Origin of the sequence: Thalassotalea sp. Y01, assembly GCF_012932945.1 — a bacterium.
Taxonomy (GTDB): domain Bacteria; phylum Pseudomonadota; class Gammaproteobacteria; order Enterobacterales; family Alteromonadaceae; genus Thalassotalea_A.
Genome location: NZ_JABBXG010000006.1, coordinates 107,430 through 121,815, shown reverse-complemented (window position 1 = coordinate 121,815; position 14,386 = coordinate 107,430). Strand labels below are relative to the sequence as shown.

Genomic DNA, 14,386 nt, shown 5'->3' with positions numbered 1-14,386 from the left:
TCGAGTTCGGGATGACGTTTTTTGAAACGGTATGACGGTGTTAGTTCGAGATGAAGTTAGGTGTATGGATTGTCATATTCTCGATACGACAATCCATTAAAGCGTCGTCGCTAATTAAGTATTCGCGACAATAATGGCACGCAGTGGTGCAGGGTAACCTTCAATGGTTTTCTTCGGGTCGTTAGGATCAAGAAAATCTTGCAATGACTCGGTATCCATCCAATCGGTCTTACGTTGTTCTTCAAAGGCGGTTTGGTCAGTGTTAACCACGCGCACATTCTTAAAGCCCAAACGTTCCATCCAGAATACTAACGCCTCTGCACTCGGAATAAACCAAACGTTACGCATTTTTGCGTAGCGATCGCCTGGCACCAATACCGTGTTTTTATCACCTTCGATAACTAAGGTTTCAAGCACTAACTCACCGCCTTTTACTAACTGTGCTTTCAGTTGCTGTAAAAAGTCGATTGGTGATTTGCGATGATATAAAACACCCATTGCAAAAACGGTATCAAAGGCTTTTAACTCGGGCAGGTGCTCAACGCCTAGTGGTAATAGGTTAACTGCAGGGTCTTTAATGAAATGCTGCATCGACAAAAACTGCATCATAAACAGTTGTGTTGGGTCGACACCGACAACAAATTTGGCACCGGCACCACGCATACGCCATAAGTGATAACCACTGCCACAACCAATATCCAATATGTATCTGTCTTTTAAATCGCTGATATGTGGTTCTAGGCGATCCCATTTAAAGTCGCTGCGCCATTCGGTATCAATGTGAACACCATGCACATGATAAGGGCCTTTGCGCCATGGCTTGAAGTTTTTCAACAGAGCTTCAATGCGCTTTTGCTGGCCCGCAGGGATATCATCGGCACTACCAATGGTGACGCCATTGCTAATATCAATGCTTGAAGGTTCGGTTTGTGGTAACACATCAAGGGTTTTCTGCCACTGTTTAAACTCGCCATGCAGCTCATTTTTTTGCCAGTTTTCCAATTGCGCAGGCAAATGGGTAAGCCAATGAGCCAGACGGTTACCGGCGATTTGTTGATAAAATTGATTGAATACGTTTTTCATTATTTTATGGCGATTAGTGAGAAAAAGTTAAAGCATTGAAACCAGCTTGTGGCATGACTAAAGCCGGCTTGGCGTAAACGCTGATAATGGGTTTCCAGAACATCTGGTCGCATGACGTTTTCAATGGCCGCACGTTTTTGTGCGATTTCTAAGTCGCTGTAACCATTCGCTCGTTTAAAATCATGATGCAAATCGTTGAGTAACTCACGGCAGGTTTCATCGCCATCATAAATTTTTTCCGACAGGATCAATATACCGCCAGGCAATAACGACTCCGCGATTTTATCCATCAATTGTTGTCGTTTATCTTGTTCAATAAACTGTAGGGTGAAATTGAGTACCACGACCGAGGCATTCTCCATTGGGAACTCTAATATATCACCTTCATGAACCTCGCATGGGGTTGCTGCTTTAAAAGCATTAACGTGCATTTGACAGCGCTGCACCATATCTTTTGAGCTATCGATGGCGATAATTTTACAGTTGTTGGCATCTATGTTTTGACGCATCACTAAACTTGCGGCACCAAGAGAACAGCCTAAATCATATATGTTACTGTTGCTCTGTGCGTAGCGCTTACTCAGCTGGCCTATGGTTTCAATGATGTTTGAGTAGCCAGGAACAGATCGTTTGATCATATCCGGGAATACTTCAACGACCTGTGCATCGAAACGGAAATCGCCTACCTTTGCTTGCGGCTTTGAATAAATTATATCGGTCTGTTTATCTGTCATTAACTGTTTGTTGAATCTTTAATTGATTGGCTGCGCTATACACTTTGCATGAAACCACACGGATGATATCGCAATCTTTTATTGAGCCTAGGCAAATTATACCAGATAAACAAAAGCTTAAACGAGTATTAACGACGTCTTTTTATTCGTTTTATCAGCTTTGCGACCCAAAAAGCCTGAATTTTTATATTTGTGGCTTAACAGCAAGCACGTTGTGTCGATTTATTCTCGTAAAATATCGAGCCAATAGGTGACATTGCACCGCTATTCGCTATAATATCCGCCTTTGATTTTTGTCTTGTTCCTTATGGCGTTATACGCGAGGAGCTGAGCTTGAGAAAAGGCTTAGCAAAGCAGTGTAATAATAACACTGCAAAGGATCAGACCAGTAATAGACATGAGCAGGATAAATTATAATGCGTAGCGTATTTTGTGGTGAGGTTAATGAGTCTCACATCGGTGAAGAAGTTACATTATGTGGTTGGGTTAATCGTCGTCGTGATTTGGGCGCGGTAATCTTTCTTGATATGCGAGACCGTGAAGGTATTGTACAAGTAGTTTTCGATCCGGATTTGCCAGAAGTTTTGGAAGTGGCGAACACGTTACGTAATGAATTTTGCGTACAAGTTAAAGGTAAAGTTCGCGCTCGTCCTGAGTCGCAAGTAAACAAAGATATGGCAACAGGTGCGATTGAGGTATTAGGTTTAGAGCTTAATATCCTTAACAAAGCAGCGCCATTGCCAATCGACTTTAACCAAGAAAACAGCGAAGAGAATCGTTTGAAATATCGTTACTTAGATCTTCGCCGCCCAGAAATGACTGAGCGTTTACGTTTTCGTGCCCAAGTTACATCAGCCGTGCGTCGTTCATTGGAAAGCCAAGGTTTCATGGATATTGAAACACCAATCTTAACCGCCGCAACACCTGAAGGTGCGCGTGATTACCTTGTACCAAGCCGCACGCACAAGGGTAATTTCTTTGCCTTACCGCAATCGCCACAGCTGTTTAAACAATTGCTTATGATGTCTGGTCAAGAGCGTTATTACCAAATCGTAAAATGTTTCCGTGATGAAGATTTGCGTGCTGACCGTCAGCCTGAATTTACCCAAATCGATATCGAAACATCATTCATGACCGCCGACCAAGTCATGCAAGTAACTGAAACCATGATCAGCGAATTGTTCAAAGACTTATTAAATGTTGATCTGGGCACATTCCCGCACATGAGTTACCAAGAAGCGATGACCCGTTTTGGTTCAGATAAGCCTGATTTGCGTAACCCATTAGAGATGATTGATGTTGCGGATATTTTGAAAGACGTTGAATTTAAAGTATTCAATGGCCCTGCAAATGATCCTAAAGGCCGCGTGGCGGTAATTTGTGTGCCAGGTGCGGCAGCGACGTTCTCTCGTAAAAACATCGATGAATACGGCAAGTTTGTCGGTATTTATGGTGCCAAAGGTTTGGCTTGGATGAAGGTTAATGACATCGATGCTGGCATGGACGGCATCCAGTCGCCAATCTTAAAGTTCTTGCCTGAAACCGCAGTAGCGGCGCTACTTGAACGTACCAATGCAAAATCTGGTGACGTCATTTTCTTTGGTGCCGATGACTACACCGTCGTAACGGAGGCGCTTGGCGCATTGCGTTTGAAGCTTGGTGAAGACCTTGGCATCGTTAGCGATGAATGGAAGCCACTATGGGTCGTTGATTTCCCAATGTTTGAAGAGGCCGATGGTCACTTGCATGCATTGCACCACCCATTTACTGCACCAACCAAATTAACCGCACAAGAGCTAGAAGCAAACCCAATTGGCGCGCTATCTAATGCGTACGACATGGTTCTAAACGGTGTCGAATTAGGTGGTGGTTCAGTACGTATCCATAACCAAGAAATGCAAGCTGCGGTATTTAGAATTTTGGGCATCTCTGATGAAGAAGCGCAAGAGAAATTTGGTTTCTTATTAGAAGCGTTACGCTACGGTACGCCGCCACATGCCGGTTTGGCATTCGGTCTGGATCGTTTGGTTATGCTAATGACGGGTGCGACATCAATTCGCGACGTTATGGCGTTCCCTAAAACAACAACCGCGGCGTGTCCATTGACTAACGCACCAGGTCAAGCAAACCCAGAGCAGTTGAAAGAACTGGGTATCGCATCTGTTGTTGAGCCTAAAGCAGAGCAGTAACCTTTAGTCACTAAAGCGAGTTAATAAGCCTCGAGCATTCGAGGCTTTTTTATGTTCGAGCATAAGTCGCGGTCAACCGCAGCACTTAATGCTGCGATACATTGGTTGGCATCACACCAATTTGCGTTTATGCTAACTCTAACCGTCGTCATTCATCGGTAAAATAATAACAGTATGAGCATCATTCTTGGCATCGACCCCGGTTCTCGCATCACCGGATACGGTGTGATCTATAAACAGGGCCGTAAGTTTCAATACCTTGGCAGCGGTTGCATCAAAACCTTGTCTGCCGGCGATGATATCGCGTCGCGTTTGCAAGTCATTTTTGCGGGGGTGAGTGAGCTCATTACCCAGTTTAAGCCAGATATGTTTGCCATTGAGCAAGTCTTTATGGGCTTGAATCCTGCCGGCGCTTTGAAATTAGGCCAGGCGCGTGGAGCCGCTATCGTTGCGGCAACTAATGCTGAACTTGATGTTGCCGAATACTCCGCAAGACAAATTAAACAAGCCGTTGTTGGCACAGGTGCGGCTAAAAAAGAACAAGTCCAACATATGGTTACCTCTATATTGAAGTTACCGTCGATACCACAAGCGGACGCTGCTGACGCCTTAGCGGTCGCTATTTGTCACGCCCATAGTTATGACTCTTTAATAAAGATGGCCGGTCAGGCAAAGAAAACCGTACGCGGACGATTGCGATAGTTTTCGAAAACGCAGGTCTGTATAGACTTGCCGAATAGGGAAAATAGTTTACTATATATTTATACAGTGTTACTGTATGACCCATAGCAATAAAGAATAACATCAGGATACAAAGTGATAGGAAGATTGCGCGGCTTGCTTGTTGATAAACAGGCACCGGAAATATTATTGGAATGTGCCGGCGTTGGTTATGAAGTCACCTTACCAATGACCAGCTTTTATCATTTACCTCAGCTCGGTCAAGAAGCGATTATCTATACCCATTTTGCGGTTCGCGAAGACGCGCAGCAATTATATGGTTTTGCCAATCAAACAGAGCGTAAGCTTTTTCGTTTACTGATTAAGGTCAATGGCGTCGGGCCAAAGTTGGCGTTAGCTATATTATCTAACATGTCGGCAAATCAGTTTGTTCATTGCGTAAATCTTGATGACGTCACCACCATAGTAAAAATTCCTGGGGTAGGTAAGAAAACCGCAGAGCGCCTATTAATTGAAATGCGCGATAAATTAAAAGACTGGGGACTCGATATTGACACACCGGTCACCGATGCCATTAGTCTAGATATGGTGGACGGCGAAGTGGCTATTACGACAGTAACAACAGCGAAAGAAGATGCCATTACCGCATTGGTGTCATTGGGCTACAAAGCGGCGCAGGCAGATAAAGCGGTTACAGCGGTATATCAGCAAGAAATGAGTTCGGAAGAACTTATTCGTGATGCCTTGAAATCGATGTTATAAGTTAAAGAATTATGATTGAAGCGGATCGTTTAATACAACCTACATTAAGTAAAGAAGAAGAAACCATCGATAGGGCAATACGCCCGAAAATGCTTGCCGATTACACCGGCCAAGACCATGTAAAAGAGCAGATGGAAATCTTTATTCAAGCAGCGAAAAAGCGCGAAGAGCCGCTTGATCATTTGCTGATCTTTGGGCCTCCAGGCTTAGGTAAAACAACGCTTGCCAATATTGTTGCCAATGAAATGGGCGTTAATATACGTACCACCTCGGGCCCGGTATTAGAAAAGGCCGGTGACTTAGCGGCATTGTTAACCAACCTTGAAGAGAACGATGTTCTTTTTATTGATGAAATTCACCGTTTAAGCCCAATGGTGGAAGAAATTCTTTATCCAGCGATGGAAGATTATCAACTCGACATCATGATTGGTGAAGGTCCGGCAGCACGTTCGATTAAACTTGATTTGCCACCGTTTACATTGATTGGCGCGACAACCCGTGCCGGCGCATTAACGTCGCCATTGCGAGACCGTTTTGGTATCGTGCAGCGTTTAGAATTTTATAAAGTAAGTGACTTAAAGCACATCATTTCCCGTAGCGCGCATTTCTTAAATGTAGAAATGGATGACGATGGTGCATTAGAAGTTGCCAAACGCTCTCGCGGCACCCCTCGAATTGCGAACCGATTGTTACGTCGTGTGCGTGATTATGCCGAAGTCAAAGCCGATGGTGTTGCCAATCAAGACGTTTCAGCTAGAGCGTTAAATATGCTTGAGGTTGACTCGGAAGGTTTTGATTTAATGGATCGCAAGTTATTGCTGGCCATTATGGAGAAATTTGATGGTGGACCGGTAGGGCTCGATAATATCGCTGCGGCAATTGGTGAAGAACGAGAAACCATTGAAGACGTTATTGAACCTTTCTTGATTCAACAAGGCTTTTTGCAACGCACCCCAAGAGGTCGTATTGTTACGTCCAAGGCGTATTTGCATTTTGGTCTTGATATGCCGGAACGCTAATTGGTTTTTACACGTTAGCGAAAAACTTGTTAAGCGACTCTTTTATTAAGCTTGTTTAGATACTTATTTTGAGAGTTGCTCAGGGTGATCATAGTCGGTTATGGTGCCCTTATCGTCGACTTCCACAGTGATCAACTTTGCGCTATTGGCTTTTATAATATGTGCTGCGCCACTATCTCCACATAGCTTAGTCAACTGCTGAAAATACGGTTTAGAAAACCCCACTGGGTGACCATGTTGTGCCTGATAGGTTGGCCGAATGATATGCTCAGGCAACACAGCCTGTTTTAATAAAATAACGCTTTGCCCATTAATGTCTGGCATATCCGCGAGAAACACCCATACCCAACCAACCGCCGGTTGCTGAGTGATGCGCAACATCGCCGCAGCTAGACTGCTTCCCAAACCTATATCGACCGCCGGTGCTGAGATTAATTGAATTGCCTTATCGTCTATTAAATCAATAAGTTTTGCATCCTCATGACGATGCACTAAATAGACAATGTCAAAGTGGCATTTTACTGTTGCCAGTGTTTGCAACAACAGTGGTGGTTCACCACTAAATCGTTTATCTGCGCCAAATCGTCTGGAATAACCGGCGGCTAAAATGATCGCAACATGTTGCTCTGGCATGTCTGTCATCATAACTCTTGTTTACTTACACCATGTCGCACACGAATAATATCAGCCATCGTCGCAATGGCAATTTCTACCGGTGTTTTACTGCCGATGTGCAAACCAATTGGCGCATTAAGTCGGCTTAATTGCTGGTCATTAAAACCGCATATACGCTTTAATCGTTCTAAGCGTTTCTCTGTGGTGCGCACTGAACCCATAGCTCCGATATAAAATGCTTTGCTTTCAAATACCGTCATCAATGCGACATCATCTAATCTTGGATCGTGGGCTAAGGCCAGTACGGCACTATTGGACGTAGTGTATTGACTGACAAAGTCGTCTGGGGACATCCAGGTAATATCTACACCACCGTGTTTCTTGTCGAACTGCCAGGTGTTGCTGAGTTCTTTGCGCATGTCACACACCTTGACGTCAAAACCACTTAATAACCCGAGGCGAGCGATTTGTTCGCTAACCAAGCCTATACCAATTAACAATAACTGAAATATCTCCTGATAATGCAGTTTAATTTCATCGCCAATCTGTTCAATACTGTGCAAAGGCGGAGCATTAGAATCGATAGCGCACAGTTGCCGTGATTGAGAATCTAAGTGTACCGTTCTTTGATAGGGGCGCTGGTCATGTGCTAAGTCTAACCATTGTTGAAAGTAATCACGCTCAATTTGGTTGGCATCGATGTATTCAATAAGCAATTGGATCCGTCCACCACACGGCAATTCAGCATAACTGGCGGCTTGTTGGCCATGTTCGCCGTAAACAAAGACTTGATTACATTTGTTAAAATAGTCGTCATTTAGCATATCAACAAATGCGTCTTCTAGGCAGCCACCAGATATGGAACCAAACCGTTGTACACCGTCAGTGATAAATAGTGAGCCTATAGGGCGGGGCGCTGAACCATAAGTATTAGTAATCGTGCACAACCAAAAGCTGTGATTATTGCTTAATAAGGTATTGGCATGTTCTAAAACGGCTATATCGGTAAGTTGCATGAGCATATTAAGTTGAAAGCATTGCTTATAACTTACTGATTAATTGTTTATTTGGCAAAAAAAAAGCCCACTTGAATTCAAGTGGGCACAACAATAAGAGTTGATAGTAGGAAGTTAAATAAATCCAGGAACAATAAATAACAAGAGATGTTTCTGAGATGCGTGCATTCTATAGAGATTTTTTTTTAGCAACAAACAAGATTTTTTTGGTTTTCGCATAAAAAAAACTAATGCGACATAAGTGAGGTGAAAGAAATGACTAAATATGCAATTGTTGCCGTGATGTATGCGTATAAAGCGTAAATGTTAAATATTTATTAACGTTGTTGGTCACCCAAAATGACCTGTTATGGATAATAAAAATTTGCGTTAATTCTTGCCTTCGCATTTTTTCGCCAATTTTTTTGCTATGTTGCTTATAATTTCTGCAAAAAATAACCGCCTGCACTTGAGGCCAAGGCCAGATATGACGTAAGATAGGGCCTTATAGTTGTGGTAGCCACTCAAAGAACCATTCATGGATAAAAATAATAATTTTACCTATCAGCTCCGAGTTTATTACGAAGACACCGATGCCGGTGGCATAGTTTATTATGCAAACTATTTAAAGTTTGCTGAACGTGCGCGCACAGAATGGTTACGAGCCTTGGGTATTAACCAATCTTTTTTTCTTGAACAAAAACTTGGCTTCGTGGTCAGAAAAGTAGAAATGGATAACAAAGCATCTGCAAAACTGGATGACTTACTAACCATAACAACAACAATTTCGAATTTAAAAAAGGCAAGTTTGCAATTTAAGCAAGATATACACAACCAAGACGGTGTACTGTTATGCAGTATCTCTGTGTTAGTTGCCAGTGTGAATTTAGAAAAAGCCCGACCTTGCCCAATTCCTCAAGTCATATTAGGAGCATTAACCAGTGCACGCTGAACTATCGTTTTTTGATTTATTTTTGCAAGCCAGTTTACTCGTAAAAGCAGTTATGTTGACCTTACTGGGTTTCTCTATTGCTTCATGGACCATGATCATTCAGCGTTCAAAAGTATTAAATAATGCCAAACTTCATGCCCAATCATTTGAAGATAAATTCTGGTCAGGCGCCGACCTAAGTAAGTTATATAAAGAAATTAATTCTCGAGGCCATTTTGTCGGCCTAGAAAGTCTATTTGTTGCCGGGTTTAAAGAGTTTGCCCGCATTCGTAAAAACCCAGGCGCTTCATCGCAGGAAGTCGTTGATGGTACTCACCGCGCTATGCGCGTCGCCTTATCTCGCGAGGTTGACGAATTAGAAACCCACCTATCATTTTTAGCGACGGTTGGTTCAATCAGTCCATATATCGGTTTGTTTGGTACGGTTTGGGGGATCATGAATTCATTTATTGCCTTAGGCGCTGTACAACAAGCAACCTTAGCCATGGTTGCTCCTGGTATTGCTGAAGCTTTGATCGCCACGGCGATGGGGTTATTTGCTGCGATTCCTGCAGTAATGGCATTTAACCGTTTCTCACACAGTGTCGAAAAACTGGAGAACAGTTACGGTAACTTTACGGAAGAGTTTTCCAGTATTTTACAACGTCAGTCGGTGGCTATGTCACAACAATCTCAGCAATCTGCTCAGTAATTCGGGAGAGCGACTATGTATGTTCGTTCCAAACGCAAACGCGTAGCTGAAATCAACGTTGTTCCTTATATTGACGTGATGCTGGTCTTGCTGATTATTTTTATGGTAACAGCACCATTGATCACTCAAGGGGTGAAAGTCGACTTACCAAAAGCGGATTCAGAGGCGCTATCAGAAGATTCTAAAACACCTTTGGTAGCCAGTGTTGATGCTAATGGTCGTTTTTATCTTAACGTCGGTGACAGCAAAAGTGAGCCACTAGAGCCAGATGAGCTCGCGACCTTGGTAAAAGCACGACTCACCGTAGACCCTGAAACCCCTGTGGTGGTCAATGGTGATGGTAATGTTAATTACAATTCCGTTATTCAGCTGATGGTGTTGTTGCAAAATGCCGGTGTGCCATCGGTTGGTTTGATGACTGAGTCACCGGAGAGTTAATCGCGTGAACGTTATCAAGAAGATGATTGCTAATTTAGTCGATAGATGTATGGGGATATTTACCTATCTACCCGACGGCAAAACAATCAAGCAAAATTATCTAATCGCCCTTGGCGCTGCGGTAGTTGTGCATGCGGTATTTGCGATTATTTTGATGGCAAATACTGATTTTTCGCCAAAGCAAAAGCCGACACCGAAACCGCAAATGCAGGTTATCGATGCGGTGGTCGTTGATCAATCTAAGTTGCAACAACAGGTGGACAAGCTTAAACGCGAACAAGCTAGAGCGAAAGAGCGTGAGCAAAAGCGTATTAAGGATCTTGAACGCCGTGCCGACGATGCGCGCAAGAAGCGTCAAGCCGAAGCGGATCGCATTAAAAAGTTAGAAAGCGATCGCAAGAAAAAAGAAGTCGAACGCAAAAAAGCTGAAGACGCAGCGAGAACGGCGAAAGCCAAAGCAGCGGCTGAAGAAAAAGCGCGACAAAAGAAAGTTGCTGAGCGCAAACAGGCTGAAAAAGCGGCAGCAGAAGCAAAAGCGAAACGTGAACGTGAAGAAGAAGCGGCACGTCAAGCAGAAGCGGAGCGACGTCGCAAGAAAGCCGAGCAAGAGCGCAAGCAAAAAGAAGCGGCAGAACGAGCAGAGCAAGAACGTTTGTTAGAACAACAAATGTTAGAAGAAATGGCGGCGCGTCAAAGTGCTCGTAGCCAGCAGGTGATGAGTGAAGTCGATAAATACAGTGCCTTGATTGTGCAATCAATTGAGCGCAACTTTATTCAGGACGAGGCCACAATGCGTGGTAAATCCTGTAAAGTACGTATTAAATTGGCTTCTAGCGGCTTTGTTATCAGCGCCTCAGCGGTAGAAGGCGATAGAGCAGTTTGCCAAGAAGCGGTTAAAGCGGTCAATAAGGCCGGAACTTTGCCTGTATCGAAAGATCCGTTAGTGTTTGAACAATTAGAAAACATCATCATTACTTACGCACCAGAGTTTAATTAAAGAAGACTATGCTAAAAAAATTATTATTAACCTTATCTTTATGTTGCTTGGCTTTAACGAAAGCCCATGCTGAACTGGAGTTGGTGATCACCGGCGGTGTTAATACCGCAAGACCGATTGCCGTATTACCTTTTTCATATGATGGCGCAGAACCATTGCCACAAGACATTGCTAAAATTATCAGCGAAGATTTATTGCGCAGTGGTAAGTTTAACCCTGTAGCCACGATGAACATGCCGCAGGCACCATCGAAGGTTGAAGACATCGACTACCAAGCGTGGGCGTCTATGGGTGTAGAAGCCTTGGTGATGGGCGAGATTGAAAAAACCGAGGATGGTCGTTTTTTGGTTTCATTCAAACTGATCGACATTATTCGTGGTCAAATGACCGGCGGCGAAGGGCAAGCATTACAAAATGGCCAGTTGGTGCAAGGTAATTCCCATGTATTAGTTAATTCTCGTCCAACGCAGTACATCACCGCGAATTTATTGCGCCCTAAAGCGCACCAAATTTCTGATGTGGTTTATGAAAAATTGACTGGTACACGCGGTGCCTTCTTAACCAAAATAGCGTACATTGTCGTGCGCGATAGCGGCGCTAAACCATATCAGTTAGTTATGGCTGATTACGACGGTTATAACGAACAAGTCTTGTTAAGTTCGTCTGAGCCTCTGATGTCACCAACTTGGTCTCCAGACGGCACAAAGTTGGCTTACGTGACCTTTGAAAAGCGTCAAGCACAAATATATATCCAGAATATTTACACCGCTGAACGCGAGGTCCTCTCTAGCTTTAAAGGCATCAATGGTGCACCTCGTTGGTCACCCGATGGCAAAAACATGGCTCTGGTATTGTCTAAAGATGGTAATCCAGAAGTTTATGTCATGGCTTTGGAAACTAAAAAGTTACGTCGTATAACCCGCCACAGAGCCATTGATACTGAACCAAATTGGTCGCCTGATGGAAAATCTTTGATTTTTACATCAGAACGGGGTGGAAAACCGCAACTATATCGCGTAAATTTAGCTGATGGTAAAGTGAGACGTCTGACGTTTGATGGTGAGATGAATCTAGGCGGTTCAATCACTCCAGATGGCAGTCAGCTGGTTATGGTGAACAGAACACAAGGACAATACCATCTTGCCAAACAAGAGCTAAGCTCGTACGCGCAAGTTCAGGTGCTAACCAAAACGCGCCTGGATGAATCACCAAGTATTGCGCCAAATGGCGGCATGATTATTTACAGTACCTTGCACGGTAATCGTCAAGTACTGGGACTTGTGTCTGTGGACGGTCGATTTAAGGCCCGCTTACCGGCTAAAAATGGTCAGGTAAAATCACCGGCATGGTCACCGTTTTTATAAGAACAATAATTTTAAAATAATAAAATTTATATTAATTAAGGAAACATAATGCGTTTAAATAAATTAGTAAAAAGCATGGCAGTAGCTTTGCCAATGTTGGCCCTAGCAGCCTGTTCTTCAAACGATACCACTGATGAAGAAGCACAAATCGCAGCAAATAATGCAGCGGCTCAAGCACAAGCTGAGCAAGAAGCTGCTGAAGCGGCAAAAGCAGCTGAAATTGCTCGTCTAGAGCAAATCAAGCAAGAAGAAGCTGAAAAGCTTTCTGCTTCTAACACGGTTTACTTCGATTTCGATACCGCTAAATTAGACACGTCTGTAACGTCTATTTTAGATATGCATGCTACATTTTTAGTGAAAAACTCTAACACTAAAGTTGTTATTGAAGGTCACGCCGATGAGCGTGGAACGCCTGAATACAACATCGCTCTTGGGGAGCGTCGTGCACAAGCGGTACAAAAATACCTAGAAAACTCTGGTGTACTTTCTTCACAAATTGAAACTGTATCTTACGGTGAAGAAAAGCCAGCGGTTAACGATCGCTCAGAAGGTGCGTTCGCTAAAAACCGTCGCGCTGTATTGGTATACTAATTCAGGCGGAGTAATCGATGAAATCGTATAAGCTTCTTTTAGGTTTTGCGGTTGCAGCAGGTGCCAATAGTGCACTTGCTGCTGAGCCTGCCCCTGTCCTCGACATTAACGAGCAATCGGCTAATGTTAATCAATCTCAACCTACCGATGTCGAATCATTGCAGCGCATGTTGCAAGTACGAAATCGAGCGCTGATCGATATGCAACAGCAAATCGATGACTTACAAACGGAAGTCAGTGAGTTAAGGGGGGTAACCGAAGAGCAAGCCTATACGATTAATCAAATCCTGCAGCGTCAACGTGAGCTATATCAGGAGATTGATCGTCGATTGTCACAAGCACCAGCAGCAGCAGCTGCATCGAATGCAGGTGGTGCTTCTCAATCGTCAATAGATTACTCTTCCAATCTAACTGAGAATCAGTCCTATGATCGTGCCGTTAATCTGGTATTAAAAGAGAAACGCTATGATCAAGCGATTGCTGAGTTCAAAAACTTTACTCAACAGTATCCGAACTCAAGTTATTCAGCGAATGCCCATTATTGGTTAGGGCAATTGTTGTTTAATAAGGCCGATTTAAGCGGTGCAGAAGCAGAATTTAATATAGTTATCAATAACTATGAAAGTTCTACTAAGCGCAGTGATGCGATGTTGAAACTGGGTATGGTCGCGCAAAAACAAGGAAATAATGCGAAAGCAAAATCCCTGTTCGAACGTGTTGTCTCAGAATATGCCGGATCTTCGGCAGCTCAATTGGCAAAAGCACGTTTAGCCAGTCTATAATAATTTGGCAACGTAGGAATTTTTAAGGGCAATATCTAAGGATGATTGCCCTTTTCATTCTTTTAGGGGAAATAATTAATAGAGCGCTGATGACATATTTTTACAAAATGTGATTATAACTTGCTCTGTTTGCTGACTTTTTGTGCTAACAAACAGTTTTTTTCAAAAATCTAGAAATTGTTGTTGCACTAAAATTTATTATCAGTATCATATGCCCCGCGTTGAGGCGCCAAGCCTTAACACAAACCTTATGTCGGTCGTTAGCTCAGTTGGTAGAGCAGTTGGCTTTTAACCAATTTGTCGAAGGTTCAAATCCTTCACGACCGACCACTTTCTTCACCAAGGAAAGTGACTGTTAACACTACATTCTCAATAAACCAATATGAGAATGTGAAAATATATATCGGTCGTTAGCTCAGTTGGTAGAGCAGTTGGCTTTTAACCAATTTGTCGAAGGTTCAAATCCTTCACGACCGACCACTTTCTTTATTAC

The 14,386-nt window shown here is 43.3% G+C and carries 15 protein-coding genes and 2 tRNA genes; 13 read left to right on the top strand and 4 right to left on the bottom strand.

What is annotated here, in order from left to right:
- Positions 1–114 precede the first annotated feature (114 nt).
- On the bottom strand, positions 115–1,083 hold the full coding sequence (cmoB, locus tag HII16_RS10530; protein WP_169129971.1) for a tRNA 5-methoxyuridine(34)/uridine 5-oxyacetic acid(34) synthase CmoB: 969 nt from the start codon (positions 1,081–1,083) through the stop codon (positions 115–117).
- Complete coding sequence (gene cmoA / locus HII16_RS10525; protein WP_135439847.1) at positions 1,083–1,817, bottom strand: carboxy-S-adenosyl-L-methionine synthase CmoA; 735 nt, start codon at positions 1,815–1,817, stop codon at positions 1,083–1,085. The genes cmoB and cmoA overlap by 1 nt, the downstream gene beginning before the upstream one ends.
- Before the next feature lie 416 nt (positions 1,818–2,233).
- Here cmoA and aspS point away from each other — a divergent pair, with 416 nt between their 5' ends.
- The 4 genes from aspS to ruvB all read left to right on the top strand — a co-directional run bounded on the left by aspS (position 2,234) and on the right by ruvB (position 6,468).
- Positions 2,234–4,006 carry an aspartate--tRNA ligase gene (gene aspS / locus HII16_RS10520; RefSeq protein ID WP_169129969.1) on the top strand — a complete coding sequence of 591 codons (1,773 nt, stop codon included), beginning with the start codon at positions 2,234–2,236 and terminating at the stop codon, positions 4,004–4,006.
- Between the two features lie 174 nt (positions 4,007–4,180).
- Positions 4,181–4,708, top strand: a complete 528-nt coding sequence (ruvC, locus tag HII16_RS10515; protein ID WP_135439849.1) for a crossover junction endodeoxyribonuclease RuvC — start codon at positions 4,181–4,183, stop codon at positions 4,706–4,708.
- 114 nt (positions 4,709–4,822) lie between these two features.
- A complete protein-coding gene (gene ruvA, locus HII16_RS10510) occupies positions 4,823–5,449 on the top strand; it encodes a Holliday junction branch migration protein RuvA (RefSeq protein WP_169129967.1) in 627 nt (208 codons plus the stop codon).
- A gap of 11 nt (positions 5,450–5,460) precedes the next feature.
- Entirely contained in the window at positions 5,461–6,468 is a 1,008-nt protein-coding gene (gene ruvB / locus HII16_RS10505; protein WP_135439851.1) for a Holliday junction branch migration DNA helicase RuvB, read from the top strand.
- A gap of 63 nt (positions 6,469–6,531) precedes the next feature.
- Here ruvB and HII16_RS10500 read toward each other — a convergent pair whose 3' ends face one another.
- Both HII16_RS10500 and HII16_RS10495 read right to left on the bottom strand, forming a co-directional pair.
- Positions 6,532–7,113 (bottom strand): nucleotidyltransferase family protein, encoded by a 582-nt coding sequence (locus HII16_RS10500; protein ID WP_169129965.1) that lies wholly within the window; start codon positions 7,111–7,113, stop codon positions 6,532–6,534.
- Positions 7,110–8,105, bottom strand: coding sequence for an XdhC family protein (locus tag HII16_RS10495; RefSeq protein ID WP_248289592.1), 996 nt, complete (start codon positions 8,103–8,105; stop codon positions 7,110–7,112). Before HII16_RS10495 ends, HII16_RS10500 begins: the two co-directional genes overlap by 4 nt.
- 511 nt (positions 8,106–8,616) lie before the next feature.
- Here HII16_RS10495 and ybgC point away from each other — a divergent pair.
- The 9 genes from ybgC to HII16_RS10450 all read left to right on the top strand — a co-directional run bounded on the left by ybgC (position 8,617) and on the right by HII16_RS10450 (position 14,373).
- Positions 8,617–9,030, top strand: a complete 414-nt coding sequence (gene ybgC, locus HII16_RS10490) for a tol-pal system-associated acyl-CoA thioesterase (protein WP_135439854.1) — start codon at positions 8,617–8,619, stop codon at positions 9,028–9,030.
- Entirely contained in the window at positions 9,020–9,721 is a 702-nt protein-coding gene (tolQ, locus tag HII16_RS10485; protein ID WP_169129963.1) for a protein TolQ, read from the top strand. The genes ybgC and tolQ overlap by 11 nt, the downstream gene beginning before the upstream one ends.
- A gap of 15 nt (positions 9,722–9,736) precedes the next feature.
- Positions 9,737–10,159 (top strand): protein TolR, encoded by a 423-nt coding sequence (tolR, locus tag HII16_RS10480; RefSeq protein ID WP_169129961.1) that lies wholly within the window; start codon positions 9,737–9,739, stop codon positions 10,157–10,159.
- A 4-nt stretch (positions 10,160–10,163) separates the two neighbouring features.
- Complete coding sequence (tolA, locus tag HII16_RS10475) at positions 10,164–11,156, top strand: cell envelope integrity protein TolA (RefSeq protein WP_169129959.1); 993 nt, start codon at positions 10,164–10,166, stop codon at positions 11,154–11,156.
- Positions 11,157–11,164: 8 nt separating this feature from the next.
- On the top strand, positions 11,165–12,520 hold the full coding sequence (gene tolB / locus HII16_RS10470) for a Tol-Pal system beta propeller repeat protein TolB (RefSeq protein ID WP_169129957.1): 1,356 nt from the start codon (positions 11,165–11,167) through the stop codon (positions 12,518–12,520).
- Between the two features lie 48 nt (positions 12,521–12,568).
- Complete coding sequence (gene pal, locus HII16_RS10465) at positions 12,569–13,111, top strand: peptidoglycan-associated lipoprotein Pal (protein WP_135439859.1); 543 nt, start codon at positions 12,569–12,571, stop codon at positions 13,109–13,111.
- Positions 13,112–13,128: 17 nt separating this feature from the next.
- A complete protein-coding gene (ybgF, locus tag HII16_RS10460) occupies positions 13,129–13,893 on the top strand; it encodes a tol-pal system protein YbgF (protein ID WP_169129955.1) in 765 nt (254 codons plus the stop codon).
- A gap of 254 nt (positions 13,894–14,147) precedes the next feature.
- Positions 14,148–14,223, top strand: a tRNA-Lys gene (locus tag HII16_RS10455).
- A 74-nt stretch (positions 14,224–14,297) separates the two neighbouring features.
- Positions 14,298–14,373: transfer RNA gene (locus HII16_RS10450), tRNA-Lys, on the top strand.
- The last annotated feature ends 13 nt before the right edge of the window (positions 14,374–14,386 follow it).